Origin of the sequence: Arthrobacter sp. U41, assembly GCF_001750145.1 — a bacterium.
In the GTDB taxonomy this organism is placed as follows: Bacteria; Actinomycetota; Actinomycetes; order Actinomycetales; family Micrococcaceae; genus Arthrobacter.
The window spans coordinates 3,395,234-3,421,736 of sequence record NZ_CP015732.1 but is presented as its reverse complement, the minus strand read 5'-3'; the positions used below and the strand labels follow the sequence as shown (position 1 = coordinate 3,421,736).

Annotated in this window: 23 protein-coding genes; 10 read left to right on the top strand and 13 right to left on the bottom strand. The window is 68.0% G+C overall.

Annotation, left to right across the window (positions count from 1 at the left end; translation table 11 throughout):
* Positions 1–151: 151 nt before the first annotated feature.
* The 3 genes from ASPU41_RS15560 (at position 152) to ASPU41_RS15550 (ending at position 2,878) form a co-directional block, all read left to right on the top strand.
* On the top strand, positions 152–1,120 hold the full coding sequence (locus ASPU41_RS15560; RefSeq protein WP_069952748.1) for an ABC transporter ATP-binding protein: 969 nt from the start codon (positions 152–154) through the stop codon (positions 1,118–1,120).
* Between the two features lie 95 nt (positions 1,121–1,215).
* On the top strand, positions 1,216–1,926 hold the full coding sequence (locus ASPU41_RS15555) for an ABC transporter permease (RefSeq protein ID WP_069952749.1): 711 nt from the start codon (positions 1,216–1,218) through the stop codon (positions 1,924–1,926).
* A 7-nt stretch (positions 1,927–1,933) separates the two neighbouring features.
* On the top strand, positions 1,934–2,878 hold the full coding sequence (locus tag ASPU41_RS15550; protein WP_069951669.1) for a COX15/CtaA family protein: 945 nt from the start codon (positions 1,934–1,936) through the stop codon (positions 2,876–2,878).
* Between the two features lie 144 nt (positions 2,879–3,022).
* Here the strand turns inward: ASPU41_RS15550 and ASPU41_RS15545 are convergent, their stop codons facing one another.
* On the bottom strand, positions 3,023–3,985 hold the full coding sequence (locus ASPU41_RS15545; protein ID WP_069951668.1) for a heme o synthase: 963 nt from the start codon (positions 3,983–3,985) through the stop codon (positions 3,023–3,025).
* A gap of 515 nt (positions 3,986–4,500) precedes the next feature.
* Here ASPU41_RS15545 and tkt point away from each other — a divergent pair.
* The 6 genes from tkt to pgl all read left to right on the top strand — a co-directional run bounded on the left by tkt (position 4,501) and on the right by pgl (position 12,768).
* Complete coding sequence (gene tkt, locus ASPU41_RS15540; protein WP_069951667.1) at positions 4,501–6,618, top strand: transketolase; 2,118 nt, start codon at positions 4,501–4,503, stop codon at positions 6,616–6,618.
* A 68-nt stretch (positions 6,619–6,686) separates the two neighbouring features.
* Complete coding sequence (gene tal / locus ASPU41_RS15535; RefSeq protein ID WP_069951666.1) at positions 6,687–7,817, top strand: transaldolase; 1,131 nt, start codon at positions 6,687–6,689, stop codon at positions 7,815–7,817.
* Between the two features lie 4 nt (positions 7,818–7,821).
* On the top strand, positions 7,822–9,456 hold the full coding sequence (locus ASPU41_RS15530; protein WP_069951665.1) for a hypothetical protein: 1,635 nt from the start codon (positions 7,822–7,824) through the stop codon (positions 9,454–9,456).
* A gap of 15 nt (positions 9,457–9,471) precedes the next feature.
* Complete coding sequence (zwf, locus tag ASPU41_RS15525; protein ID WP_069951664.1) at positions 9,472–11,034, top strand: glucose-6-phosphate dehydrogenase; 1,563 nt, start codon at positions 9,472–9,474, stop codon at positions 11,032–11,034.
* Positions 11,031–11,972 (top strand): glucose-6-phosphate dehydrogenase assembly protein OpcA, encoded by a 942-nt coding sequence (locus tag ASPU41_RS15520; protein ID WP_069951663.1) that lies wholly within the window; start codon positions 11,031–11,033, stop codon positions 11,970–11,972. The genes zwf and ASPU41_RS15520 overlap by 4 nt, the downstream gene beginning before the upstream one ends.
* Positions 11,962–12,768 carry a 6-phosphogluconolactonase gene (pgl, locus tag ASPU41_RS15515; protein ID WP_069951662.1) on the top strand — a complete coding sequence of 269 codons (807 nt, stop codon included), beginning with the start codon at positions 11,962–11,964 and terminating at the stop codon, positions 12,766–12,768. Before ASPU41_RS15520 ends, pgl begins: the two co-directional genes overlap by 11 nt.
* Before the next feature lie 56 nt (positions 12,769–12,824).
* On the opposite strand, the gene ASPU41_RS15510 is transcribed toward pgl, so the two are convergent.
* The 10 genes from ASPU41_RS15510 to uvrC form a co-directional block, all read right to left on the bottom strand.
* Positions 12,825–13,211 carry an RNA polymerase-binding protein RbpA gene (locus ASPU41_RS15510; RefSeq protein WP_069951661.1) on the bottom strand — a complete coding sequence of 129 codons (387 nt, stop codon included), beginning with the start codon at positions 13,209–13,211 and terminating at the stop codon, positions 12,825–12,827.
* Between the two features lie 119 nt (positions 13,212–13,330).
* Complete coding sequence (gene secG / locus ASPU41_RS15505; RefSeq protein ID WP_069951660.1) at positions 13,331–13,588, bottom strand: preprotein translocase subunit SecG; 258 nt, start codon at positions 13,586–13,588, stop codon at positions 13,331–13,333.
* A gap of 49 nt (positions 13,589–13,637) precedes the next feature.
* On the bottom strand, positions 13,638–14,453 hold the full coding sequence (gene tpiA, locus ASPU41_RS15500; protein ID WP_069951659.1) for a triose-phosphate isomerase: 816 nt from the start codon (positions 14,451–14,453) through the stop codon (positions 13,638–13,640).
* Between the two features lie 80 nt (positions 14,454–14,533).
* Positions 14,534–15,760 (bottom strand): phosphoglycerate kinase, encoded by a 1,227-nt coding sequence (locus tag ASPU41_RS15495; protein ID WP_069951658.1) that lies wholly within the window; start codon positions 15,758–15,760, stop codon positions 14,534–14,536.
* 10 nt (positions 15,761–15,770) lie between these two features.
* On the bottom strand, positions 15,771–16,781 hold the full coding sequence (gene gap / locus ASPU41_RS15490; protein WP_069951657.1) for a type I glyceraldehyde-3-phosphate dehydrogenase: 1,011 nt from the start codon (positions 16,779–16,781) through the stop codon (positions 15,771–15,773).
* 282 nt (positions 16,782–17,063) lie between these two features.
* The gene (locus ASPU41_RS15485; RefSeq protein WP_069951656.1) at positions 17,064–17,687 is read right to left on the bottom strand and encodes a superoxide dismutase; all 624 of its coding nucleotides are present in this window, start codon (positions 17,685–17,687) and stop codon (positions 17,064–17,066) included.
* 172 nt (positions 17,688–17,859) lie between these two features.
* A complete protein-coding gene (gene whiA / locus ASPU41_RS15480) occupies positions 17,860–18,840 on the bottom strand; it encodes a DNA-binding protein WhiA (protein WP_069951655.1) in 981 nt (326 codons plus the stop codon).
* A gap of 10 nt (positions 18,841–18,850) precedes the next feature.
* Entirely contained in the window at positions 18,851–19,870 is a 1,020-nt protein-coding gene (locus ASPU41_RS15475) for a gluconeogenesis factor YvcK family protein (RefSeq protein ID WP_069951654.1), read from the bottom strand.
* Entirely contained in the window at positions 19,870–20,793 is a 924-nt protein-coding gene (gene rapZ / locus ASPU41_RS15470; RefSeq protein ID WP_069951653.1) for an RNase adapter RapZ, read from the bottom strand. Before rapZ ends, ASPU41_RS15475 begins: the two co-directional genes overlap by 1 nt.
* A gap of 124 nt (positions 20,794–20,917) precedes the next feature.
* Positions 20,918–22,942, bottom strand: coding sequence for an excinuclease ABC subunit UvrC (gene uvrC, locus ASPU41_RS15465; protein ID WP_069951652.1), 2,025 nt, complete (start codon positions 22,940–22,942; stop codon positions 20,918–20,920).
* Positions 22,943–23,066: 124 nt separating this feature from the next.
* Here uvrC and ASPU41_RS15460 point away from each other — a divergent pair, with 124 nt between their 5' ends.
* A complete protein-coding gene (locus ASPU41_RS15460) occupies positions 23,067–24,827 on the top strand; it encodes an HNH endonuclease signature motif containing protein (RefSeq protein WP_083266550.1) in 1,761 nt (586 codons plus the stop codon).
* A gap of 197 nt (positions 24,828–25,024) precedes the next feature.
* Here the strand turns inward: ASPU41_RS15460 and ASPU41_RS15455 are convergent, their stop codons facing one another.
* Positions 25,025–25,693 (bottom strand): lysophospholipid acyltransferase family protein, encoded by a 669-nt coding sequence (locus ASPU41_RS15455; protein WP_069951651.1) that lies wholly within the window; start codon positions 25,691–25,693, stop codon positions 25,025–25,027.
* On the bottom strand, positions 25,680–26,453 hold the full coding sequence (locus tag ASPU41_RS15450) for an HAD hydrolase-like protein (protein ID WP_069951650.1): 774 nt from the start codon (positions 26,451–26,453) through the stop codon (positions 25,680–25,682). The genes ASPU41_RS15455 and ASPU41_RS15450 overlap by 14 nt, the downstream gene beginning before the upstream one ends.
* Positions 26,454–26,503: the final 50 nt, after the last annotated feature.

Here is a 26,503-nt window from a genome sequence, read left to right as displayed (position 1 = left end):
ACACAACACAATCATGTCGTAATTTACTCCGCTGGACCAGTAAGGCATGGCTATCCTCCGGAAGCCCGCGGAAATGGCCGCCGCGCTCAGCACCCGGCCGCGGGCGGACGCCGGCCGGAAGCGGACCTACTACTTCCCGTAGAATGCTGTGGTGCGATCCCCCGAATCCCCCGTCCTGTCCATCAGCGGGCTAGTCAAGGATGTTGGGCCACTGCCCACCCTCGACGGCAAAATGCTGCGGGTGGTCAGCGGCCTTTCCCTCGTCGCCGAACCCGGACAGGTCACGGCCCTGCTGGGAGCCAACGGCGCCGGCAAGACCACCACCATCGAATGCGCCCAGGGACTGCAGAAACGCACCCATGGCAGCATCAGCCTGCTGGGCGAGGACCCGGACACCGCGGGGGCCGCCCTGCGCGCCCGCGTCGGGGTGATGCTGCAGGACGGCGGGCTGCCGCCGTCGGCCCGCCCCATCCCCCTGCTCAAGCATATTGCCGGCATGTACGAGGACCCGTGGCCGGTCGGGGAACTCATCGAACGCCTCGGCATCGACGCTTTCAGCCGGAGCTCCGTGCGGCGCCTTTCCGGCGGCCAGAAGCAGCGGCTCGCGCTGGCTGCCGCACTCGTGGGCAACCCCGAGGTGCTCTTCCTGGACGAGCCGAGCGCCGGACTGGACCCGCAGTCACGCCAACTCGTCTTCGAGCTCATCTCCGAACTGCGGAACCGCGGAACGGGGATCATCCTGACCACACACCTCATGGATGACGCTCAGCGCCTCGCCGATTACGTCTATATCATCGACGCCGGCCGCAACGTCGCCGAGGGGACGGTCGCGCAGCTCCTGCAGCACCCCCTGCCGCCCGGCGCCGGGGAGCAGCACATCCGCACCCTGCTGTTCGAGACCGACCCCGGACTGGATTTCACCGGGGTGCTGCCCGACGGCGTCAACGTCACCGAAGCGCGGGCCGGCAGCTACGCCGCCACCGGCGCGCTCACCGCAGCGGATCTCGCCGCGGTCACCGCCTGGTGGGCCGCCCGGGGAATCATGCCACGCTCGCTGAGCCTCGAGGCCCGCAGCCTGGAGGACGTCTTCCTCGACATCTCCGGAAGGGAGATCCGATGACCCGCCACAGTGCCGCACTGGGGAGCGCGCCGCCGGGCAGCGCCCCGCGGCCCCGCCCGCTTGGGAGCGCGCCGGCGCCGCTGCTGCGGCGCATCATGCTGCAGGGCAAGTATGAGACCGTCACCATGCTCCGGAACGGCGAACAGCTGATCCTGGCGATCGTGCTGCCGCTGCTGGCCATGGTGGGCCTGACCGTAATGCCCCTGCTGGACGGGTTCGGTGCGAGCCGGATCAACGTGGCCGTGCCCGGCATCCTGGCGCTGTGTGCCATGTCCACCGCGTTCACCGGCCAGGGCATCTCCACGGGGTTTGACCGCCGCTACGGTGTCCTGCGCTTCCTCTCCACCACCCCCCTGGGCCGCACCGGACTGATCGCCGGGAAGGTGCTCGCGGTGCTCGCGGTGTTGGCCCTGCAGGTGCTGGTGGTCAGCGCCGTCGCCCTGTTGCTGGGCTGGCGGCCGGACCCGCTGGGCTGGGCCCCCGGGCTGGCCCTGCTGGTCCTGGGCGCTGCGGCCTTCACCGCGCTGGGCCTGCTGGTCGCGGGCACTGTCCGGCCGGAAGCGACCCTCGCGATCACCAACCTGCTGTGGATCCTGCTGGGAGCCCTCGGCGGGATCGTCATTCCGGCCGAACGGCTGCCCGCCGTGCTGCAGGCGATCGTGCAGTTCCTCCCCTCGGGCGCCCTGGGACAGGCCATGAGGGAAGCATTCCTGGACGGCAGGGTGAACCTTGTCTCCGTCCTTGTCCTGCTGCTCTGGACGGCGATCGCCGGCTTTGCAGCAACCCGTTGGTTCAAATGGAATTGAGAACACTGTGAGCACGGCCTCCCGCCCTCCCCGGACCGCGTCCCGGAACATCCCCTGGCTGCCCGTCACTGTCGACAAGACAGTGAAGCGGCTGGCGGTGCTGTCCCTGATCGGCCAGACCGTCCTGATCGTCACCGGCGGAGCTGTCCGCCTCACCTCCTCCGGGCTGGGCTGCCCCACGTGGCCGCGCTGCACGGACTCCTCCCTCGTAAACACCCCGGAAATGGGCATCCACGGCATCATTGAATTCGGCAACCGGATGCTGACCTTCGCGCTGGCCGCCGTTGCCGTCGCGATGCTGGTGTACCTCTGGAATCTCCGCCGGGAACGCCGCGACCTTTTCCTGCTGGCCCTGGGCCTGCTCGCCAGCATCCCGGCGCAGGCCGTCATCGGCGGCATCACCGTGCTGACCCAGCTGAACCCCTGGGTGGTCGGCCTGCACTTCCTGGTCTCGATGGCCCTGGTCGTCGTGGCGACCCTGCTGGTCAACCGCGCCCACGGGCGGACCGGGCAGTTCCGGGTGGCCGAACTGGCCGCCCTGCCGGGCGTGGCGCGCCCGCTGATGACCGCCGTCGCGCTGTTCTCCGCACTGGCCGTGTGCCTGGGCGTGGTGGTCACCGGCGCCGGCCCGCACGCGGGTGATGCCGACGCCCCGCGCAACGACCTGGACTGGGACCTGTTCTCGCACATCCACGCCGTACCGGCCTACCTGGTGACCGCCGGGGCGCTGTTCGCGCTGTACCTCGTCATCAGCGGCCGGATCCCAGGCTCCTTCCGCACCGCCGTCGTTATGCTGCTGGGCGTCACGGTGTTGCAGGCCGTTATCGGCTTCACCCAGTACTACAACGGCATCCCGGCGCTCCTGGTCGCCGCGCACATGCTGGGCGCTGCGCTGCTGATGAGCGCGGCCACCAACGCCGCCGACCTGGCCCGCAGCAGCCCATTCAAGTAGCCGCGGCGGGCCCCACAAACAACGCGCCACAAACAACGCGGGGTCACTTACCGCCCATCCGGACGCCCGGAATGGGCCGTAAGTGACCCCGCGTTGTTGTTGCGTGGGGGTGCGGGGGTGGGCGGCTGTGTGAGCGAGGGTGCCTTAGCCGCCCATGATGGGGGAACCGACGAACGGATCGACGGCGAGGGCGATGAAGAGCAGCGTCAGGTAGCTGATCGAGCCGTGGAAGACCTTCATGGCGCCCTTGTTGGAGACGTCGCCGGCCTGCGCCCGGTTGAACAGCGCATGCGATTCGTAGAGGAACCACGCGCCGGCGAGCACGGCGGTGGCCGTGTAGACCCAGCCGGCGCCGCCGGCCGGAACCAGCAGCAGCGAGCAGGCCACCATGGCCCACGCGTACAGGACCACCTGGACCGAGACGACCTTGGCACCGGCAATCGCACCGAGCATGGGCACATTGGCGTTGCGGTAGTCCTCGCCGTAGCGCATGGACAGCGGCCAGTAGTGCGGCGGGGTCCACAGGAAGATGACCATAAACAGCACGATGGCGGGCCACTCCACCGTGTTGGTCACCGCGGCCCAGGCAATCAGCACGGGGAAGCAGCCGGCAGCCCCGCCCCAGACGATGTTCTGCGCCGTGCGGCGCTTGAGGATCATGGTGTAGATGACCACGTAGAAGACGATCGCGCCGACCCCCAGCCAGGCCGCCAGCGGGTTGGCCCCGAACCAGAGGATCGCGATCGCCGCCGCGCCGAGGAGCCAGGAGAACACCAGCGCCTCGCGCGGTGTGACCTCGCCCGTGACCAGGGGGCGGTTCTCGGTGCGGTGCATCAGCTTGTCGATGTCGCGGTCGAAGTAGCAGTTGAAGGCGCCGGCGCTGCCGGCGGCAAAGGCACCGCCGACGAGGGTGGCCAGGATCAGACCCACCGACGGGAAGCCGCGTTCGGCGTAGATCATCGTCGGCAGGGTGCTGACCAGCAGCAGTTCGATGACGCGGGGTTTCGTGAGCGCCAGATAGGCCTTGGCTTTGCGGGCGAACCCGATCCTTCCGCGAACGGGGGAGGCGGTCAGCGGCGTATCTGTTGTGCTCACGGTGGCAGTCACTCTGTTCTGTCTGGCTGTTCAGTCCGGCTGGTTCCGCAACGCGGGTGCATATCGGAGGGGTCCGCGCGCAGCGCACAGGCGTGTCCCCGCCCCCGTTGGTAGCCACCCACCATCATACCGTCTGGGGGCGGGCGGCCCGGCCCGGTGACGGCGGCCCCCGGCAGCGCATAATTCGAACAGGTTAACGCGGGCTCACGGCCGCCGCGGACGCCGGTGATTCACATAAGCGGAAATCCGGTCCATTTGGTGAGATATACCGCACCCGGCAGCCGGAATAGGGCTAAGCTGTCTGCAGATCAGCGCGCACGGGCCACGGCCAAAACGGCCGTCCGATGGTCTGCAGTGGCTGTCTGCAAACTGCAGGCGTTCATTTGCATACGCGACTGAATGATAGATCAACGTTTCGATGGTGAACGGCTGGTACGTACCGCAGCGGGCACCGAACTGTGCCCCGGACGGGACTGACCATACCACCCGCCGTCAGCACAGAGAGGGGCCCGGTTTTCGTGCCACATTTGGAAGAGCAAGAACTGTCATGGACCAGCTTGGACCAGCGCGCCGTGGACACCGTCCGTGTGCTCGCCGCCGACGCTGTGGAGAAGGTCGGTAACGGCCACCCCGGCACCGCGATGAGCCTGGCTCCGGCCGCCTACCTGCTCTTCCAGAAGCTGATGCGGCACGACCCTAAGAATCCGGACTGGCTGGGACGGGACCGGTTCGTCCTCTCCCCCGGCCACACTTCCCTGACGCTGTACATCCAGCTGTTCCTTTCCGGCTACGGCCTGGAGCTGAAGGACCTTCAGGCGCTGCGCACCTGGGGTTCGCTGACCCCGGGCCACCCTGAGTACAAGCACACCGCCGGCGTCGAGATCACCACCGGCCCGCTGGGCCAGGGCCTGGCCTCCGCCGTCGGCTTCGCCTACTCCCAGCGCCGCATGCGCGGACTGTTCGACGCCGACGCCGCTCCCGCTACCAGCCCGTTCGACCACACCACCTGGGTCATCGCCTCCGACGGCGACCTCCAGGAAGGCGTCACGTCCGAGGCCTCCTCGCTCGCCGGACACCAGGAGCTCGGCAACCTCGTGGTGATTTACGACGAGAACCACATCTCGATCGAGGACGACACCGACATCGCCTTCACCGAGGATGTCCTGGCCCGCTACGAGGCCTACGGCTGGCACACCCAGCGCGTGGACTGGACCCGGACCGGGGAGTACAAGGAGGACGTGGCCGAACTGCACGCCGCCCTCCTGGCCGCCAAGGCCGAAACGGGCAAGCCCTCCATCATCTCGCTGCGCACCATCATCGGCTACCCCGCACCGAAAAAGCAGAACACCGGCAAGATCCACGGCTCCGCCCTCGGCGCCGAGGAAGTCGCGGGCCTGAAGAAGGTCCTCGGGTTCGATCCGGAGCGTTCCTTCCAGGTCGACGACGACGTCCTGGCGCACGCCCGGGAAGTCGTGGACCGCGGTGCTGCCGCCCGGACCGCATGGCAGGAAGCCTTCGAGGCCTGGCAGTCCGGCAATCCGGAGGGCGCGGCCCTGCTGGAGCGCATTGAAGCCCGCAAGCTCCCGGCCGAACTCGACGCCGCGCTGCCGGTCTTCGAAGCCGGCAAGGACGTCTCGACCCGTGCCGCCTCCGGCAAGGTCCTGAACGCGATCGGCCCGGTCATGCCGGAACTGTGGGGCGGCTCGGCCGACCTCGCCGAATCCAACAACACCACGATCGAGGGCTCGCCGTCGTTTATCCCGGCCTCGCGCTCCACCGCCGCCTGGAAGGGCAACCCCTACGGCCGGGTGCTGCACTTCGGCATCCGTGAGCACGCCGCAGCGTCGATCGTGAACGGTATTTCCCTGCACGGCCGCACCCGCGCGTTCTCGGGCACCTTCCTGATCTTCAGCGACTACCAGCGCCCCGCCATCCGCCTCGGCGCCCTGATGGGCGTCCCGTCGCTGTATGTCTGGACGCACGACTCGATCGGCCTCGGCGAAGACGGACCGACCCACCAGCCAGTGGAGCAGCTCGCCTCGCTCCGTGCCATCCCGGGCCTGGACGTCGTCCGCCCGGGCGACGCGAACGAGGTCGCGGCGGCCTGGAAGGTCATGCTCGAAAACCACGAGAACCCGGCCGGCATCGTGCTGACCCGGCAGAACATTCCCACCTACGCCCGCGGAATCTCCGACGCCGAAGGTGACACCTTCGGTTCCACCGCCGGCGTCGCCAGGGGCGGCTACGTCCTGGCCGAGGCATCCCGGGGTGGCCGGACCGCCGAGGCACAGGTCATCCTGATCGGCACCGGCTCCGAGGTCCAGTTGGCCGTGCAGGCCCGCGAGGCCCTCCAGGCCGAAGGCATCCCCACCCGGGTCGTTTCCATGCCGTGCGTGGAGTGGTTCAACAAGCAGGACCCCGCCTACCGCGAAGCGGTGCTCCCGGCTGCCGTCAAGGCACGGGTTTCCGTCGAAGCCGGGCTTGCCCTGGGCTGGCGGGAATTCGTCGGCGACGCCGGCCGTTCCGTCTCCCTCGAGCACTTCGGCGCCTCGGCGGACTACAAACGTCTGTTCCAGGAGTTCGGCATCACCGCGGAGGCCGTGGCCGCCGCAGCCAAGGATTCCCTCGCCGGCCTCCCGGCCTGAGCCCAACCTCACGTTTCCCGGGCCGCCGCCCCAACCCCGGCGGCGGCCCCAGACTTCAGGAGTCACACATGACCAGCACCCCCCTCTCCACCCCGACGCAGCAGCTCTCCGACGCCGGCGTCTCCATCTGGCTCGATGACCTCTCCCGCGGACGCCTCGCCACCGGCACGCTGCGCAAGCTGATCGAAGAGAAGAACGTTGTCGGTGTCACCACGAACCCGTCGATCTTCCACGCGGCCATCACCACCGGCCACGACTACGACGGCATCATCGCCGCCAAGGCCGCCGCCGGCGCCGGCGTCGAGGAGACCGTCTTCGCGATCACCACGACCGACGTCGCCGACGCCTGCGACCTCTTCGCCCCGGTGGCAGCAGCCACCAGGGGCGTCGACGGGCGCGTCTCCATCGAAGTCGACCCCCGCCTGGCCTGGGACACCGCCGGCACCATCACCGAGGCCAAGGAACTCCACGCCCAGGTCAACAAGGACAACGTCCTGATCAAGATCCCCGCCACCCTCGAGGGGCTGGAAGCCATCACCGCCACCGTGGCGGCCGGCATCAGCGTCAATGTCACGCTGATCTTCTCGCTGGAGCGCTACCGCGCCGTCATCAACGCCTTCCAGTCCGGTCTGGAGCAGGCCAAGGAAAACGGCCACGACCTCTCCAGGATCCACTCGGTCGCGTCGTTCTTCGTCTCCCGCGTCGACTCCGAAATCGACAAGCGCCTCGACGCGATCGGCACCGACGAGGCACGCGCCCTCAAGGGCAAAGCCGGTGTGGCGAACGCCCGTCTGGCCTACCAGGTCTACGAGGAGCTCTTCTCGACCGAACGCTGGGCCCTCCTGGCCGACGCCGGAGCCCTCCCCCAGCGTCCGCTGTGGGCCTCCACCGGCGTCAAGGACCCGGCCTACCCGGACACCCTCTACGTCACGGAACTCGTCGCCCCCGGCGTCGTGAACACCATGCCGGAAAAGACCCTCGACGCCACCTTCGACCACGGCACGGTCACTGGGAACACCATCACCCGGGGCTATGACGACGCCAACGCCACCCTGAACGCCCTCGATGCCCTCGGCATCTCCTACAACGAGGTCGTCGCGGTGCTCGAGTCCGAAGGCCTCGACAAGTTCGTGGCCAGCTGGAAGGAACTCCTCGCCGACGTCGAGGCCGCCCTCGCCGCCGCCCGGAAGGACGCATAGCCCCATGACGACTCTCAGCTACGACGCGACGGGCGCCGCCCGCCTGGCCCACGAACAGCACCTGCCCGCCCTGCTTGCAGACAAGGTCGCCACCCGGATCTTCGCCAAGGACGCCACCTTGTGGGGTCCCGACGCTGAAGCCGAGGCGGCCGTCCGGCTCGGCTGGGTCGAGGCGGCCACCGTCTCCCAGCAGCTCGTGGCGGACATCCTGGCCCTTCGTGACGCCCTGCGCGCCGAGGGCGTCAGCCGGATCGTCCTGTGTGGCATGGGCGGGTCATCCCTGGCCCCCGAGGTCATCGCCGGGACCGCCGGTGTCGAGCTGACCGTGCTGGACAGCACCGATCCGGAACAGGTCGCCGCAGCCCTCGCGGACCGGCTGGCCGAATCCGCGATCGTGGTGTCCTCAAAGTCCGGCTCCACCCTGGAGACGGACTCCCAGCGCCGGGTCTTCGAGCACGCCTTCACCGAGGCCGGACTCGACGCGAAGTCCCGGATCATCATCGTCACCGACCCGGGGTCCCCGCTGGACAAGACCTCCCGCGAGGCCGGCTACCGGGCCGTGTTCAACGCTGACCCCACCGTTGGCGGGCGCTACTCGGCGCTGACCGCATTCGGGATGGTGCCGTGCGGGCTGGCCGGCGTGGACATCCAGGCCTTCCTGGACGAAGCGGAGGAGGCCGCGGAGGTCCTCAACGAGGACGGCGAGGAAAACATCGGACTCGCCCTCGGTGCGGCGCTGGGCGGCACCAACCCGCTGCGCAACAAGATCGTCATCGCCGAGGACGGCTCCGGCATCAAGGGCTTCGCGGACTGGGCCGAACAGCTCATCGCCGAATCCACCGGTAAGCTCGGCACCGGTGTGCTGCCGGTCGTCGCCGGGCCGTCCTCCCCGGAGGCCACCCTCGGCGCCCCCGACGTCCTGGTGATCCGCCTCGTTGCGGCGGACGCCGACGTCGAACTTGGCGAGAACGAGGTCGCGATCGCCGGCGGCCTGCCCACGCAGATGATGGCCTGGGAGTTCGCCACCGCGGTGGCCGGGCGCCTGCTCGGCATCAACCCCTATGACCAGCCCGACGTCGAAGCCGCCAAGGTGGCCGCCCGCGGACTGCTGGACGCACAGCCGGAACCGACACCGGCCGCCTTCACCGACGGCGCCATCGAGGTCCGCGGCGGGGAGTGGCTGGCCGGCGCCAGCACCGCAGCAGGCGCTGTGAGCGCCCTGCTGGGCGAACTGCGTCCGGACAGCTACTTGAGTGTCCAGGCCTACTTCGACCGGCTCGCCTACGCGCCGTTCGAGGGTGTCCGGGACCAGCTGGCAGCGCTCAGCGGCCGGCCCGTGACCTTCGGCTGGGGCCCGCGCTTCCTGCACTCCACCGGCCAGTTCCACAAGGGCGGACCCGCGATCGGCGTCTTCTTGCAGGTGACGGCGGCGTCCGCCACCGATCTGGCGATCCCGGACCGTCCGTTCAGCTTCGGCGAACTGATCTCGGCCCAGGCCGCCGGCGATGCCCAGGTCCTCTCCGAACACGGCCGCCCGGTCCTCCGTCTGCATCTGACGGACCGCGCTGCCGGCGTCCGCCAGCTGCAGGACATCATCGCCGCGCTGGCCGGCCAGGCAGTCCCCTCCACCGAAAGCTAAGGCACCCAAGCAACCATGCCAGAAAATCACAACGGCAGCCGGAAATCCGCGGCCCGGGGGCGTAATCCGCTCCGGGATCCGCGGGACCGGCGCCTGAATCGTATTGCGGGGCCGGCGTCGCTGGTCCTGTTCGGGGTCACGGGGGACCTCGCCCGGAAGAAGCTCATGCCGGCCGTGTACGACCTGGCCAACCGGGGGCTGCTGCCGCCGAGCTTTGCCCTGGTGGGCTTTGCGCGGCGGAACTGGGAAAACGAGGACTTCGCCGCCGAGGTGAAGGAAGCGGTCAAGGCCTACGCCCGCACTCCGTTCGATGAAACGGTGTGGAAGCAGCTTTCCGAGGGCATCCGCTTCGTGCAGGGCGAGTTCGACGACGATGATGCCTTCAAGCGGCTCAGCGAAACCATCGATGAACTCGATGAGCAGCGGGGCACACGCGGCAACCACGCGTTCTACCTGTCCATTCCGCCGAACGCCTTCGAACTGGTCTGCCGGCAGCTGTCCAAGCACGGACTGGCGCAGGCCGAGGGTGACAAGTGGCGCCGCGTCGTGATCGAGAAGCCGTTCGGCCACGACCTCGAATCGGCCCGGCAGCTCAACGACATCGTTGAGTCGGTCTTCCCGCAGGACGCTGTCTTCCGGATCGACCACTACCTGGGCAAGGAGACGGTGCAGAACATCCTGGCGCTGCGCTTCGCCAACCAGCTCTTCGAGCCGCTCTGGAACGCGAACTACGTGGACCACGTCCAGATCACCATGGCCGAGGACATCGGCACCGGCGGCCGGGCGGGCTACTACGACGGCGTCGGCGCCGCGCGCGATGTGATCCAGAACCACCTGCTCCAGCTCCTGGCGCTGACCGCGATGGAGGAACCGATCTCCTTCAACGCCGATGACCTCCGCGCCGAGAAGGAAAAGGTCCTCGGCGCCGTCCGGCTCCCCGAGGACCTGTCCACCCACTCGGCCCGCGGGCAGTTCACCGGCGGCTGGCAGGGCGGCGAAAAGGTGGTCGGCTACCTCGAGGAGGACGGCATCCCCGCTGACTCCAAGACGGAGACGTTCGCCGCGATCCGGGTGGACATCAACACCCGCCGCTGGGCCGGGGTGCCGTTCTACCTGCGCGCCGGCAAGCGGCTGGGCCGCCGGGTGACCGAGATCGCCGTCGTGCTCAAACGCGCCCCCAACCTGCTGTTCACCGACCACGGCGAGGACGACTTCGGCCAGAACGCCGTCGTGATCCGGGTCCAGCCCGACGAGGGAGCCACGATCCGCTTCGGTTCCAAGGTTCCCGGCACGCAGATGGAAGTCCGGGACGTCACGATGGACTTTGGTTACGGCCACTCCTTCACGGAGTCCAGCCCGGAGGCCTACGAGCGGCTCATCCTCGACGTGCTCCTCGGCGAGCCGCCGCTGTTCCCCCGCCACGCGGAAGTCGAGCTGTCCTGGAAAATCCTCGATCCGTTCGAGCATTACTGGGAGTCCCTGGACGAACAGCCCGAACCCTACGCCCCCGGCAGCTGGGGCCCCGCCTCCGCCGACGAGCTCCTTGCCCGTGACGGACGAACCTGGAGAAGGCCATGATCGTAGATCTTCCCGACACCACCACCTCCAAGATTTCCAAGAAGATCATGGCCCTGCGCGAGCAGGGCGGCGTGATCGCGCTGGGCCGGGTGCTGACCCTGGTGGTCGTCACCCGGTCCGGGCTGGAAGAGGACGCGATCGAGGCCGCGAACGAGGCCAGCCGGGAACACCCCTGCCGGATCATCGTCCTCGCCGACGCCGGCGCCAAGGCGCCGACCCGGCTCGATGCGCAGATCCGGGTGGGCGGCGACGCCGGGGCCTCCGAGGTCATCGTGCTCCGCGGCTACGGCGAACTGGCGGAGGAAAGCGAATCCCTCGTCGCGGCCCTGCTGCTGCCGGATGCGCCGATCGTGGCCTGGTGGCCGCACGGCGCCCCGAAGAACGCGTGTGAGACCTCGATCGGGCGGATCGCGCACCGGCGGATCACGGACTCGGCCAACGAGGCCGATCCGCAGCGCGCGCTGGACAACATCCGCCGGACCTACAAAGCCGGCGACACGGACCTGGCCTGGACCCGCCTGACCAACTGGCGGATCCAGCTCGCCGCCGTCCTGGACCAGGTGGACGGCTCCCCGGTCACGGCCGTCGCCGTCGAAGGCGCCTCCGACTCCCCCAGCACGATCCTGCTCGCGGCCTGGCTCACCTTGGCCCTGGACGCGCCGGTCACGATCGTCGCGGATCCGGCCGGCACCGGGATCCGGCGCGTGCGGCTCACCCGCTCCGGCGGCGACGTGCAGCTGTTCCGGCCCGGACTCACCGTGGCGGAACTAAGCCAGCCCGGTCAGCCGGTGCAGCGCATCTCCCTCCCGCGCCGCAGCCTGAAGGACTGCCTCGCCGAGGAACTGCGCCGCCTCGATCCGGACGAAGTGTTCGGTGAAGTGATTACTATTGGACTGCCACGTACCAATCTAAGGAGTGTCCGTCCCAGTGAGCGCTGACCCCAGAGTAAGCATCCATCCCGACTCGACCGTCCTGATGGCTGCCATCGCGGCCCGCCTGATCACCAAACTGGTGGACATCCAGGACAAACACGGCGAGGCGACGGTGGTGCTTACCGGCGGGTCGATGGGCATCGGCTCGCTCAAGGCCGTGGCCGAGTCGCCGGCGTCCCCGGCTGTCGAGTGGTCCAAGGTCAACTTCTGGTGGGGCGACGAACGATTCATCGCCGCCGAGGACCCGGAGCGCAACGCCTGCCAGGCCCACGAGGCGCTGCTTTCCCGGATCGATGCGGACCCGGCGCGGATCCACGTCCCCGGGTCCACCGGGGACTTCGGCACTCCTGAGGAGGCGGCCGCGGACTACGCCCGCCGGCTGAAAGAGGCCGCTGCCGCGGAACACGCAGCGGACATGTCCGATGACCGGCCCGAACATCCGGCCGCGCTGCCCCGCTTCGACATCGTCCTCCTTGGCGTGGGACCGGACGCGCACGTCGCATCGCTCTTCCCCGAACAGGCCGGCATCCGCGAGAAGGAACTCACAGTGGTGGGTGTCCGCACCTCCCCCAAGCCGCCGCCGCAGCGGGTTTCGCTGACGCTGCCCGCCATCAACACGGCGTCTGAAATCTGGATGGTTGTGGCCGGCGAGGACAAGGCGGGGGCCGTGGGGCTGGCACTCGCGGGCGCCAACCCGGTGCAGGTTCCGGCGGCCGGTCCGCGGGGCCGGAACGAAACTCTGTGGCTGATCGACGAAAACGCGGCGTCCCGGGTTCCCCGGCAGCTGGTCCGCAAGGGCTAGCGCCGACGGGCTATTCCGCAGCCTTCTCCCTCAGTGTTCTCCCTGAGTGTTCTCCCTCAGTGTTTTCCCTCCGGGAGGGCCCCTCGGGCGCGAAGTCTCTCGAGCGCTCCGGCCAGCACGTCTTCGGCATCCTGGCTGGAGCGCCGTTCTTTAACGTATTCCAGGTGGCTCTTGTAGCCTTCCACCGGCACGTCCTCGAGCGCGAACTGTGCCTCGTCGCGGGTGGCCGTTCCGCCGCAGCGGCGGCAGTCCCAGACGCCGGGGATCTGGTCATCGGGCAGCTGCGCGAAGACCAGCGGCGTCTCGTGGCCTTTGGCGCAGCGGTAACTGACGCGGATGCGCGGGGTGCGGCCCGCGGTGCCGTCGGGCGGTTCGTGGCGGGGTGTGGCCCCTTCGGTGGCTCCTACGCGGATGCCCCGGAATCCGGAGGCGGAATGCAGCATCGGGAACTCCTGGCTACTCGGCGGATGGAATGCGAATGCAATCAGCCACAGTGTAAATCGGAGTTCCCGATGCCGGGGAGGGCCACAAGGACCCCTTATGAAGTTTTTCGGAGCGGGTCCTAGGAGTCGCCGCCGCCGCTGAACCGCATGATCAGGCCCAGTGCGACGATGACGACGCCCCAGGTGACGCCGAGGATAACCGTGAAGCGGTTCAGGTTTCGTTCGGCCACACCGGAGGAACTGAGGCCCGAACTCATCCCGCCGCCGAACATGTCGGACAGACCGCCACCGCGACCCTTGTGGAGCAGGATGAGCAAGGTCAGCAGGAGGCTGGTGATACCCAGGAGAACCTGCAGAATGACATGAAGAACGTCCACGACGGCCTTTCAGAAGATTTGGATTGCGGGGGCCACAACAGTGTCCGGACTAATCCGTCAGCAGGTGACTCTCGAACCTGACAATATTAGCAAACTCGGCGGCATCCAGGCTGGCACCGCCGACCAGCAATCCGTCCACGTCGCGTTCCTTGAGGATCGAGGCGGCGTTGTTGGCCTTGACCGAGCCGCCGTAGAGCAGCCGGGTCTTGGCGGCGACGTCCGCGCCGAAGAGGGTGGCGAGCTCGGCACGGAGTGCGGCGCACATTTCCTGGGCGTCTTCGGGACCGGCAACCTCGCCGGTCCCGATGGCCCAGACCGGCTCATAGGCGACGACGAGTTCGGCGGCCTGCTCCGGGGTGAGGCCCTCGACTCCGGCGCGAAGCTGCGTAAGCGTGTGATCGACGTGCGTCCCGGCCTGCCGAATTTCCAGGCCTTCGCCGACGCAGAGCACGGGCGTGATGCCGTGCCGGAAAGCTGCCTTGGTCTTGGCGTTCAGCACCTGGTCGGTCTCGTGGTGGATGGTGCGGCGTTCGCTGTGGCCAACGAGGACGTACGTGCAGCCGAGCTTGGCGAGGAACTGGCCGGAAATGTCGCCGGTGTAGGCGCCGGAGTCGTACGGGGAGAGATCCTGGCCGCCGTAGACGACCTTGAGTTCATCGCCCTGAACCAGCGTCTGGACGCCGCGGAGATCGGTGAACGGCGGGAAGACGGCGACCTCCACCCGGCTGTAGTCGTGCTTGGCGTCGGACAGGGTCCAGGCCAGTTTCTGCAGGAGGGTGATGCCCTGGACGTGGTCCATGTTCATCTTCCAGTTTCCTGCGATGAAGGGCGTGCGGTCGAATTTGCCGTTGGTTGACGTGGTCACGTGGTCTCCAAATGTTCTTAGCAGTGGAACAGCCGGCAGGGCGCCCGTCCTGGGACAGGCGCCATGCCGGCTGGTGGGGTCTAGCGGTCCAGGATGCTCAGGCCGGGGAGTTCCTTGCCTTCAAGGTACTCGAGGCTGGCGCCGCCGCCGGTGGAGATATGCCCGAACTGGTCATCGGCAAAGCCGAGCGTCCGGACCGCGGCGGCGGAGTCGCCGCCGCCAACAACGGTGAAGGCCTGCGTCTCGGTCAGCGCCTGGGCGATGGCCCGGGTGCCGCCGGCGAACGCTGCGAATTCGAACACGCCCATGGGACCGTTCCAGAACACTGTCCTGGCGCCCTTGATCCGTTCCGCGAAGGCTGCGGCGGATTCCGGTCCGATGTCCAGGCCGATGCCCTGGGCGCCGAAGCTGCTGTCTTCAATCGCCTCGGCGCGCACCGTTTCGTGCTCCGCGTCGGCGGCGAACCTGCTGGCCACCACCACGTCGGTGGGAACCACGAATTCGGTCCCGGCGTCCGCGGCGCGCTTGAGGTAGTCCTGGACGACCGGGATCTGGTCCTCTTCCAGCAGGCTGCCGGCCACCTTGTGGCCCTCGGCGGCGAGGAAGGTGAACAACATGCCGCCACCGACCAGGATGGTGTCTGCCTTGCCGATGAGGTTGTCGATCACGGCGAGTTTGTCCGAGACCTTGGATCCGCCCAGCACAACAACGTAGGGCCGCTGCGTGTCGGCGGTGAGCTTGCGCAGCACCTCGACCTCGGTGCGCACCAGGTCGCCCTGGTAGGACGGCAGCCGGGTGGCGACGTCGTACACGCTGGCATGCTTGCGGTGGACGGCGCCGAAGGCGTCGTCCACGAAGGCCCCGTTGGAGCCGGTGAGGGCGACGAGTTCATCCGCGAACGCGCCGCGCTCGGCGTCGTCCTTGGAGGTCTCGCGGGCGTCGAAGCGCACGTTCTCAAGGACGAGCGCTTCGCCGTCCTGCAGAGCGGCGGCTGAGGCCCTGGCCGAATCCCCGACGGTGTCTTCCGCGAGGGAGACCTTGAACGGGGCCAGTTCGGCCAGCCGCGCCGCGGCGGGCTTGAGCGAGTACTTTTCGTCCGGGGCGCCCTTGGGGCGGCCCAGGTGTGCTGTGACCAGCACACGGGCACCGGCATCCGCGAGCTTCGCCAGCACTGGCAGGGAGGCCTTGATGCGGCCGTCGTCAGTCACTGAAGAGCCGTCGAGCGGCACGTTCAGGTCACTTCTGACCAGAACGTACCGCCCGCGGACACCATCAGCGATCAGTTCGTCGAGGGTGTGGAATGTCATGAGTCTTACCCTAGCCCAGCTTGGCTGCGACGAGCTCCGTGAGGTCCACGAGGCGGTTGGAGTAGCCCCATTCGTTGTCATACCAGGAAACAACCTTGACCTGGTTGCCGATCACCTTGGTCAGGCCGGAGTCGAAGATGGACGATGCCGGGTCACCGACGATGTCCGAGGAGACGATCGGCTCATCGGTGTAGGTCAGCAGGCCCTTGAGCTCGGCAGACTCGGACGCGGCCTTGAGGGCGGCGTTCACTTCCTCGACGGTGGTCTCGCGGGAGACGACGACGGTCAGGTCCGTCGCGGAGCCGGTGGGCACCGGCACGCGGATGGCGTAGCCGTCGAGCTTGCCCTTGAGTTCGGGCAGGACCAGGCCGATTGCCTTGGCCGCACCCGTGGAGGTGGGGACCATGTTGATGGCGGCGGCGCGGGCGCGGCGGAGATCCTTGTGCGGGCCGTCCTGCAGGTTCTGGTCGGCGGTGTAGGCGTGGATGGTGGTCATCAGGCCGCGCTCGATGCCGAAGGCGTCGTTGACAACCTTGGCCAGCGGGCCGAGGCAGTTGGTGGTGCAGGAGGCGTTGGAGATGATGTGGTGCGCGGCGGGGTCGTAGAGCTTGTCGTTGACGCCCATCACAATCGTGATGTCCTCGTCGGAGGCGGGGGCTGAGATCAAGACCTTCTTGGCACCGGCATCGATGTGCTTCTGAGCGTCGGCGGCCTTGGTGAAGAAGCCGGTGGATTCGATCACGATGTCAACGCCGAGCTCGCCCCAGGGCAGCTTGGCAGGATCGCGCTCGGCGAGGACCTTGACGGTCTTGCCGTCGACGACGATGTTGCCGTCCTTGACCTCGATGCTCTCCTTCAGGCGTCCGCCCACGGAGTCGTACTTGAAGAGGTGGGCCAGGGCTTCCGGGCTGGTGAGGTCGTTGACGGCAACGATCTCGAGGTCAGCGCCCTGGGCGAGTGCGGCGCGGAAGTAGTTGCGGCCAATACGGCCGAAGCCGTTAATACCAATACGGGTGGTCACGTTTTCAGTCTCCTTGGTGCTTTTTCAAGCACGATTAGTTGAGAAGGCGCTCAAGCCAACTAACAGATCCCGCACGCCATTGGGCAGAGATGATTAACAGATCGGAGGGCGACCAGCCACATTGCTGAAGGCTAACCGCCTTCCGTGACCTATCTTACGTTTAACTTGGTCTGCCCCCGCAAGTGCGGGGGCAGACCGTCCACGATTTGAGCCGAACGGGCTTAATTGTGAGCTTTGTTACACGCGCATGAACGTTCTTGCGCGGAAACCGCTATGGCGGTGTTACAGCGTGATAAGGCCGGTGGCGTTCTTGCGGGCGGCGTCGAAGCGCTTGGCGACGTCGGCCCAGTTCACGATGTTCCAGAAGGCCTTGACGTAGTCGGCCTTGACGTTGACGTAGTCCAGGTAGAAGGCGTGCTCCCACATGTCCAGCATCAGCAGCGGGGTGGTGCCGACGGCGACGTTGCCCTGCTGATCGTAGAGCTGCTCGATCACGAGGTTGCCGCCGATGGGCTCGTAGGCCAGGAAAGCCCAGCCGGAACCCTGAAGGCCCATGGCCGCCGCGGTGAAGTGGGCACGGAAAGCGTCGAAGGAGCCGAACGCATCGTCGATGGCGGCTGCCAGCTCACCTTCGGGCTTGTCGCCGCCGTCCGGGGAAAGGTTGTTCCAGAACACCGAGTGGTTGATGTGTCCGCCGGTGTGGAACGCGAGGTCCTTGGAGAGCCGGTTGATGTTGGCGAAGTCGCCCTTTTCGCGTGCTTCGGCCAGCTGGGCCAGGGCGTTGTTGGCGCCGGCCACGTAGGCGGCGTGGTGCTTGCTGTGGTGCAGCTCCATGATCCGCGCGGAAATGTGGGGCTCCAGCGCTGCGTAGTCATAGCTGAGCTGCGGCAGTACGTACTCGGTCACAAAATCCTCCAATGTCGTGGACTGGTTGTCCGTTGGGTAACTCTCGGATTGTGCATCCGGATGTTGTGGCACCCGGAAGTTTCTGGATCGGAATCCAGTGGGCATAGCCTCCGTTCCCCCTGAGGTATTCCCACCGGCCCGCTCCGATTCTGCAGTTCTTTCCAGGCCGGGGCTACTCGTCCAGCATTTCCGGCGTCACATTGGCCTCCGTGCCGGGGATGCCCAGGTCCTGGGCGCGTTTGTCCGCCATGGCCAGCAGGCGGCGGATCCGCCCCGCGATCGCGTCCTTGGTCATGACGGGGTCCGCCAGGCGGCCGAGCTCGTCGAGGCTGGCCTGTTTGTGCGCGACCCGCAACTCGCCGGCGTACTTCAGGTGGTCGGGGACGTCGTCGCCGAGGATTTCCAGGGCACGGTCCACGCGGGCGCCGGCAGCGACGGCGGCCTGCGCGGATCGCCGCAGGTTGGCGTCGTCGAAGTTGGCCAGCCGGTTGGCGGTGGCCCGGACTTCCTTACGCATCCGCCGCTCCTCCCAGACCATCAGCGCATCGTGGGCGCCCATCCGGGTCAGCAGCGCGGCAATCGTGTCGCCGTCGCGGATGACCACACGGTCCACTCCCCGGACCTCGCGGGCCTTGGCCTGGATCCCGAGCCTGCGGGCCGCGCCGACGAGCGCGAGGGCGGACTCGGGGCCGGGGCAGGTGACCTCCATGGCGGAGGACCGGCCGGGCTCGGTGAGGGAACCGTGGGCGAGGAAGGCGCCGCGCCAGACGGCCTCGGCGTCGGCGGCGGATCCGTTCACCACCGCAGAGGGCAGGCCGCGGACCGGGCGTCCCCGGGCGTCCAGCAGGCCGGTCTGGCGGGCGAGGGCTTCGCCGTCGCGCACCACGCGGACGACGTAGCGGCTGCCGCGGCGCAGACCGCCGCCGGACACAACGATGATTTCGCTTTGGTGCCCGTAAACCTCGGCGATGGCGGCCCGCAGCCGCCGCGCGGTCGAGGCGAGGTCGACTTCGGCCTCGATCACGATCCGGCCGGAAATGATGTGCAGTCCCCCGGCGAAGCGAAGCATGGCGGACACTTCAGCCTTGCGGACCGAGGACTTCTTGATGTCCAGCCGGGAAAGTTCTTCCTTGACTGATGCTGTCAGTGCCATGGCACTTTTCCTACCTGTTCCCGAAAATGTCGTGGTACGCCGTTGCCAGACGCAGCGGGTCGTGGATCGGCCGGCGGCTCGACGCACCCACTTTACCCAACACCACCTCGGCGCCGAGCATCCCGGCCGCCTGTTCGAAGTCCGCGCGGTCGGTCACGGATGCCGGATCGGCCAGGACGACGTCGACCGTGAAGTCCGGCGCGTACTCCCGGAGCACCCGCAGATGGTCCGCGGCGGACATTCCGAGGGTCTCCTTGGTGTCCGTGGCCAGGTTCATCGTGAGGCAGCGGCGGGCGGCCGTGTTGCAGAGCGCCTCGCGCATTTCCGGCAGCAGCAGGTGCGGGAGCACCGAGGTGTACCAGGATCCGGGGCCAAGGATGACCCAGTCGGCCAGTTCGATCGCGGTGAGCGCCTCAACGCAGGCGGGGGCATTCTCCGGCAGCAGCCGGACGTGTTCCAGCGAGCCGGCGACAGCGCATTTTGCCTGTCCGATCAGGGTCTGCAGCGCCGTGGTGCCGTCGGGAGCGGTGACCCGGACCTGGCCCTCGATGGTCAGCGGAACGCTGGACATCGGCAGGACCTCGCCGCGGGCACCCAGCAGCGCGCCGGCCCATTTGAGGCCCGCCACGGTGTCGCCCAGGAGTTCCCAGAGCGTCACGATCAGCAGGTTGCCCATGGCGTGCTCGTCGAGGGAGCCGCCGCGGCCCTTGCCGGGTGCGAAGCGGTGCTGCATCACATCGCGCCAGGTGCGGCCCCAGTCGGTGTCGTCACAGAGCGCGGAGAGCGCCATCCGGAGGTCGCCGGGCGGCAGTACGCCGTACTCCTCGCGCAGCCGTCCCGAGGACCCGCCGTCGTCCGCGACGGTGACGATGGCGGTCAGTTCGGAGGTGAGCAGGCGCAGCGCCGATAGTGACGCGGCGAGTCCGTGGCCGCCGCCCAGCGCGACGACGGACGGGCCTTTGTCCTGCTGGCTGGCGAAGGCCGCGCTGGCCGGGGGGACGAGAGGCAGGGGGCCGGTGAGCAGCGCCATTATTCGCGGCCCAGGTCCCGGTGCGTGGTGGTCACGGTGACGCGCGGGTACTGCGCGAGCCGGCGGGACAGTTCGACGGCGACGGCAACCGAGCGGTGCTTGCCGCCGGTGCAACCGACGGCGATGGTGGCGTAGTGCTTGTTCTCCCGCCGGTAACCGTCCAGGACCGGCTCGAGAGCCAGCACGTAGCGTTCCACAAAGCTGCTGACGCCCTGCGCCTCCAGCACATAGTTGCTGACGTCCTTGTCCAGACCGGTGTGCGGGCGGAGCGCGGGGACCCAGTGCGGGTTGGGGATGAAGCGGGCGTCGGCGACGAAGTTGGCATCGACCGGGAGCCCGTATTTGAAGCCGAAGCTCATCACATTGAGGCGGAGCGCCACGGGACCGGTCTCGCTGAACAGCTCCGTGATTGCGGTGGCGAGGCCGTGGACGTTCAGCGCCGAGGTGTCCAGCACGATGTCGGCGGAGGTGCGGAGTTCGGTCAGCAGTTCGCGTTCGGCGGCGATGCCGTCGAGGATCCTGCCGCCGCCCTGCAGCGGGTGGGGACGCCGGCCCTGCTCGAATCGGCGGACCAGGACGTCGTCGTTGGCGTCCAGGAACAGCACCCGGAACCCGACGCCGCTGGCCTCCAGGTTGCGCAGCGAGGTGCGGATGTCAGCGAATAGTTCCTTGCTGCGGACGTCCATGACGACGGCGAGCTTGGAGATGGAGCCCGGGGCGTGGGACACGATTTCCGCGAGGGTGCCGAGCATCTGCGGGGGGAGGTTTTCCACGACGTACCAGCCGTGGTCCTCCAGGGCGTCCGACGCAGTGCTCCGGCCGGCTCCCGACATGCCCGTCACTACGAGCAGTTCGGCCTCGACGGGTTTGACCGGCGTCATGCCGTCCGACTCCGTCCCGGATCCTGCCGTCGACTCTGCCATCAGTGAAGCCCCGTTCTGCTGTGCTGTTGTTTTCGATCTCTGATGGGTGGAGCCCGCGGCGCGGTTCAGTTGCCGTGCGTGCCGTTTCCCAAGTCCTTACCCTAGCTAAGATTGCTGGTGCTAGCTAAGTCTCCAGGATTTCGCCGGTGGTCATGTTGATGGCGGGGACAGTGGCCGCGTCCCCGTCGGCGAAGTGCCGGACGATCGCCGCAGCCAGGGACGGGCCGATCCCCTTGGCGCCGGTGAGCTCCTCGACGCTGGCCGTCCGGATGCTCTTGACCGAGCCGAACTGGGCCAGCAGGGCCTTGCGCTTGGATTCGCCGAGGCCGGGCACGCCGTCGAGCGCTGAGACGGTCATTGCCTTGCCGCGCTTCTGCCGGTGGAAGGAGATCGCGAAGCGGTGCGCCTCATCACGGATGCGCTGCAGCAGGTACAGCCCGGCCGAGGCGCGCGGCAGGATCACCGGGAAGTCGCTGTCCGGCAGCCAGACCTCCTCGAGCCGTTTGGCGAGCCCGACGACGTAGACATCGTCGATCCCCAGTTCGGCGAGGGCCCGTGCGGCCGCGTTGACCTGGGGCTTGCCCCCATCAACCACCACGAGGTTGGGCGGGTAGGCGAACTTGGTCCGCGGAGCCGGGGTCGTGGTATCGGCGACAGCGACGGAGGAAGAAGGGCCGACGGCGGCGTCGGCCACGGCGTTGAGCATGGCCTGATGGCCCGGCTGCCGGGCGGCGTCGGCCTGGACCGCCTTCTCCTGCAGGTAGTTCCGGAAACGCCGTGTCAGCACGTCATGCATGGCTGCCGTGTCGTCCGTTGCGGCGGCGCCGGTGACGGAGAACTTCCGGTAGTCCGACTTTTTCGGCAGGCCGTCCTCGACCACGACCATGGAACCGACGACGTTGGTGCCCTGGACGTGCGAGATGTCGAAGCATTCGATCCGCATCAGCGCGATGGGCAGCTCGAGGGCTTCCTGCAGTTCCTGCAGCGCCTGGGAGCGCAGGGTCAGGTCGCCGGCGCGCCGGGATTTGTGGAGCTTGAGGGCGTGCTCGGCGTTGTCCCGGACGGTGGAGAGCAGTGCGGCCTTGTCGCCGCGTTGGGGCACGCGGATGTCCACCCTGGCCCCGCGCAGGCCGCCGAGCCATTGGGCCAGCTCCGCGGCGTTGCTGGGCTCGGTCGGCACCAGGACCTCGCGGGGCAGCCTGCCCTGCAGGCCGGCTTCCTCGCCGTAGACCTGCTGGAGCAGGTGCTCAACGAGGTCCGGGGTGGTGGCGTCTTCGACTTTTTCGACGACCCAGCCGCGCTGGCCGCGGATCCGGCCGCCGCGGACGTGAAAGACCTGCACGGCGGCTTCGAGTTCATCCTCGTGCAGGGCGAAAACGTCGGCGTCGGTGCCCTCGGCCAGGACAACAGCGTTGCGTTCGAAGACTTTTTTGAGCGCGACGATGTCATCACGGATCCGCGCTGCGCGCTCGTAGTCCAGTTCCGCCACGGCGGCGGCCATGTCCTTTTCCAGCCGCGTGACGAACGGTTTGGCCTCGCCACCCATGAAGGTGCAGAAGTCCTCGGCCAGGGCCCGGTGGTCCTCGGCCGAGATGCGGCCGACGCAGGGCGCCGCGCATTTGTCGATGTAGCCGAGCAGGCAGGGCCTGCGGCTCGCTTCGGCCCGTTTCAGGACGCCGGCGCTGCAGCTGCGGACGGGGAAAACGCGCAGCAGGGTGTCCATGGTGTCCCGGATGGCCCCGGCCGTGTAGGGGCCAAAGTAGCGGGTGCCCTTGCGGCGCTCTCCCCGCAGGACCTGGACTCGGGGGTACTTCTCCCCCATTGAGACGGCGAGGTACGGGTAACTTTTGTCATCCCGGAACATCACATTGAACCGGGGCTTGAATTCCTTGATCCAAGTGTATTCGAGCTGCAGCGACTCGAGTTCGCTTCCGACGACGGTCCACTCCACACTGCTGGCCGTATGGACCATGGCATACGTTTTGGGGAGCAGTCCCGAGGGATTGGCGAAGTACGAGTTCAGCCGCGACCGGAGGTTCTTGGCCTTGCCGACATAGATGACCCGGCCGTGCGGGTCGCGGAAGCGGTACACGCCCGGATTGGTCGGAATCTCACCCGTCTGGGGTCGGTAACTCGCTGGATCTGCCACAGTCCAAGTCTACTGAGCCTGCAGCCGTGCCCGGGACGGCGGGGACCCGGGCCCCTGGATCCTGAGTCCGATGCACTTCCGCAGAGACCCCTATTATGTCGGTGCCATCTGAGATTCTGGGTTTATGGAAGGCACGGACTGGTGTGCGGAGGGCAGTGCGGCGCTGGCGGCTGTTGCGGCGTGGACTGCGGCGCTGGATTCCGTCGCCGCGGCCGGCGCTGACGCTGATCCGGCTGGTCTGTCGGGTGCTGTTCAGACGGGTCCGTCGGGTGCTGGCACTGCTCCGTCCGACTCTGGTCACGATGGTCCATCCGGCGCTGATCCGCTGTGGGAGGATCCGTTGCGGGATCTGGCGGATGGTTGCCTGGATGGCCTGGCCGTCATGGCGCGGTGGGAGGCGCAGGCCGCTGCGTTGAAGGTGCGGCTGGCCGCGGCCTATCTGCAGGCTACCGACGCTTTGGCGCCGCCGGCGGTGGCGCTGCACGACAACATGGGCCAGGAGATGGCGGTGACGGCGGAGGTCGCGTGTGCCCTGACCGTGAGCGAGCAGACCGCCGGGGCGTTCCTGGGCGACTGCCTGGCCCTGACGAAGACGTTGCCGCTGACCCTCGCCGCGCTGACGGCGGGCACGATTTCCTGGGCGCACGCCCGGATCATGGTGGACGAAACCACCAGCCTGGACCCGGCCGGGGCGGCGGCGTTGGAGGCGCACTTCCTGGACCCGGCCGCCCCGAACCCGGCCCGGGGGTGCCCGGCCGGGGAACTGGTCCCGGGCAGGTTCCGGGCCAAGGCCCGCACCTGGCGTGAACGCCACCACCGGGAGAGCATCGAACAGCGCCATGCCAGGTGCGCCGCGGACCGGCGGGTCGAGTTCCGCCCGGACAGTGACGGGATGGCCTGGTTCTCCGCCTACCTGCCGGCCGATACCGCCGCGGGGATCTGGGAACGGACCACCGCGGCCGCCCGTGCCCTGCAGGGCCCGGAGGAGGAACGCACCCTCACCCAGCTGCGGGCCGACATCGCCGCCACCTGGCTCCTCACCACAGGCACCACCGGCACCACCGGCACCGCAGGCGCTGGTGGGGAGGGTGCGGGCGGGGGTGTGCCGTCGCCGCGGGCGCAGGTCCTGATCACCGTCCCGGTCCTGTCCCTGCTCGGCGCCGGGGAGGAACCGGCGATGCTGGACGGGTACGGGCCGATCCCGCCCTCGATGGCCCGCCGCCTGGTCACCGACGGCGCCGGGTCCTTCCACCGGGTCCTGGTGGATCCGCGGGACGGGGCGCCGCTGGAAATCGGCCGGACCAGCTACCGCCTCACCAAAGCCCAGAGGCACTGGCTGATGCTCCGTGACGGGAGATGCCCGTTCCCGGGGTGCAACAACCACTCCCTGGACAACGAAGCGGACCACCTCCTGGCCTGGGCCGACGGAGGCACCACCGGGATCACCAACCTCGGGCAGCCCTGCCGCAAACACCACAAGCTCAAACACAGCTCAGCCTGGACACCGGCCGGGGCCAGCAAAACCGCCCCGCCCGGCTGGACCTCCCCGACCGGACGGCACTACCCCAGCGAACAGCAGGACTGGGAACCACCCCACTGGCCGGACGGCATCCTGAATTCGGGAACAGAGTCAGACACAGGCACGGCCACAGGCACGGACTTGGGCGCATGCATGGGCATGGACCCGGACACGAGCATGGACACATGTATGGACGCGGGTCCGCCTACGGGCATGGACACAGGTATGGACATGGATCCGCGTACGGTCGTGGACCCGGACTTGGACTTCGATACGGGCCTGCCCCCGGACCCCGGCCCGGATCCAGAACAGGAACAGGAACTGCCCGAAGACCCATTCCCGGACTGTGACCAATTAGTTGCGTAGCGGTTCACCCCGGTAATTCCACCACGTTTGCGCCAAGCAGGCCTGCAAGACTTCCGCTGGACAGCTTGCCCGTCCGGGGCACTGCGGGGACTGCCCCGGACCGTACGTGGTCCCCCGCATCGTCACCATCCGGCTCAAGAAAATCAGCAGATTCGCCCTGGTCGACGGTCTATCCGGGCGACGGTCTGTTCGACCGTCTATTCGATGGTCTTGCTCTGGTTGTAACTAGTGGAGCGTTCCTGGCCGCTGAGTTCGGCGATCGCGTCCATGATGCGGTCGGTGGCCTGGCGGCGGGCGGGCAGGGAGTGGTCCGGTCCGGTCTTTTCGAAGTACAGCGGTTTGCCGACCTTCATGGTGAAGTGTTGAGGTTTGACCGACTTGCTGTCCGCGGGCTGCAGGTTCTCCGTGCCGATCAGTCCGACCGGGATGACGGGGGCGCCAGTGGTGAGGGCAAGCCAGCCTACGCCGGTGCGGCCGCGGTAGAGGATGCCGTCGCGGGACCGGGTCCCTTCCGGGTAGATGCCGACGCCCTTGCCGGAGTCGAGGATTTCCAGCAGGGTTTTGAGCGCCTGGACGCTGGCGGCCTGTTCGCCGCGTTCCACGGGGATGGAGCCGACCGCCTCGAAGAAGGACTTCATCGCCTTGCCCTTGATGCCGCCGGTGGTGAAATATTCCGCTTTGGCGAAGAATGCCACGGGTCGGGGCATGAGTGCCTGGACGATCACGCTGTCCAGGAATGAGAGGTGGTTGGGGGCCACAATGAACGGGCCCTCCTTGGGCACGTTTTCGAGTCCGATGACCGTGGGCCGGCAGGTCGAAGTAACCAGGCCCCGCGTGGTCCAGCGGATTGCGTCAAACATTGCCATCGGTGTGCACCTCGTCTTGGGCATCGGTCTTAAAGTCAGGATTCACTGTGGTGGCAACGGCGGCGGCGCGCAGCGTATCCCGGCGGGCGACGGCCTCATGCAGGGCTGTGCTGCTGTGCACAATCTCCACGGAACCTGCCGCGTCCAGTTCACCGTGCGGAGCAAAGCCCCAGCCTACGCCGATGCAGTCCAGTCCGTTGGCAGCCGCTCCGGCTACGTCCTGCGCGCGGTCCCCCACCATTACGGCATGTTGCGTGTCCAGGCCGTGTCGGGTGGCAAGGTCGGCGAGGGCCGCGGCGACGATCTCCGCCTTCCCGGACGGCGCGCCCGCTGCTGCGGCCTCGTCCGCCGCCGAGCCGCGGATGGTGTGGAACAGGGCAGCTATGCCGTGGTGCTCCAGGACGGTCCGGGCGATGCCCTCGGGCTTCTGGGTGGCGACTGCGATGGGCCGGCCGGCCGCGACGAAAGATTCCAGCAGGGCACGGATCCCCGGGTACAGCCGGCTTTGGGCGATGCCCGTGGCGAGGTAATGCGCGCGGTAGATCCGGATGGCGGCACCGAGTTGTTCGGCCGGGACCCCGGCGATGTCCGTGAGGGAATGGCTGAGCTTCGGGCCGATCATGGCGTCCATCCGGGCCTTGCCGGGAATGCCGAGTCCGAGCTCCGTGAGGGCCGCTGCGATTCCGTCCGCTATCCCCCCGGCCGGATCGACAAGAGTGCCGTCCAGGTCGAAGATCACGGGCACTGTTGTTTGGGTCACCGGCCTAGTTTCTCACGACTGAACCGATGCCAGAAACTCGCATACCAGAC

Coding starts and splice junctions, on each gene's coding strand:
- ASPU41_RS15455 (WP_069951651.1), bottom strand. CDS start 25,693: ATGGCAATGTTTGACGCAATCCGCTGGACCACGCGGGGCCTGGTTACT.
- ASPU41_RS15530 (WP_069951665.1), top strand. CDS start 7,822: ATGACGACTCTCAGCTACGACGCGACGGGCGCCGCCCGCCTGGCCCAC.
- ASPU41_RS15510 (WP_069951661.1), bottom strand. CDS start 13,211: ATGCTGCATTCCGCCTCCGGATTCCGGGGCATCCGCGTAGGAGCCACC.
- tal (WP_069951666.1), top strand. CDS start 6,687: ATGACCAGCACCCCCCTCTCCACCCCGACGCAGCAGCTCTCCGACGCC.
- ASPU41_RS15495 (WP_069951658.1), bottom strand. CDS start 15,760: ATGACATTCCACACCCTCGACGAACTGATCGCTGATGGTGTCCGCGGG.
- ASPU41_RS15460 (WP_083266550.1), top strand. CDS start 23,067: ATGGAAGGCACGGACTGGTGTGCGGAGGGCAGTGCGGCGCTGGCGGCT.
- ASPU41_RS15520 (WP_069951663.1), top strand. CDS start 11,031: ATGATCGTAGATCTTCCCGACACCACCACCTCCAAGATTTCCAAGAAG.
- whiA (WP_069951655.1), bottom strand. CDS start 18,840: ATGGCACTGACAGCATCAGTCAAGGAAGAACTTTCCCGGCTGGACATC.
- ASPU41_RS15555 (WP_069952749.1), top strand. CDS start 1,216: ATGCTGCAGGGCAAGTATGAGACCGTCACCATGCTCCGGAACGGCGAA.
- zwf (WP_069951664.1), top strand. CDS start 9,472: ATGCCAGAAAATCACAACGGCAGCCGGAAATCCGCGGCCCGGGGGCGT.
- ASPU41_RS15475 (WP_069951654.1), bottom strand. CDS start 19,870: ATGGCGCTGCTCACCGGCCCCCTGCCTCTCGTCCCCCCGGCCAGCGCG.
- rapZ (WP_069951653.1), bottom strand. CDS start 20,793: ATGGCAGAGTCGACGGCAGGATCCGGGACGGAGTCGGACGGCATGACG.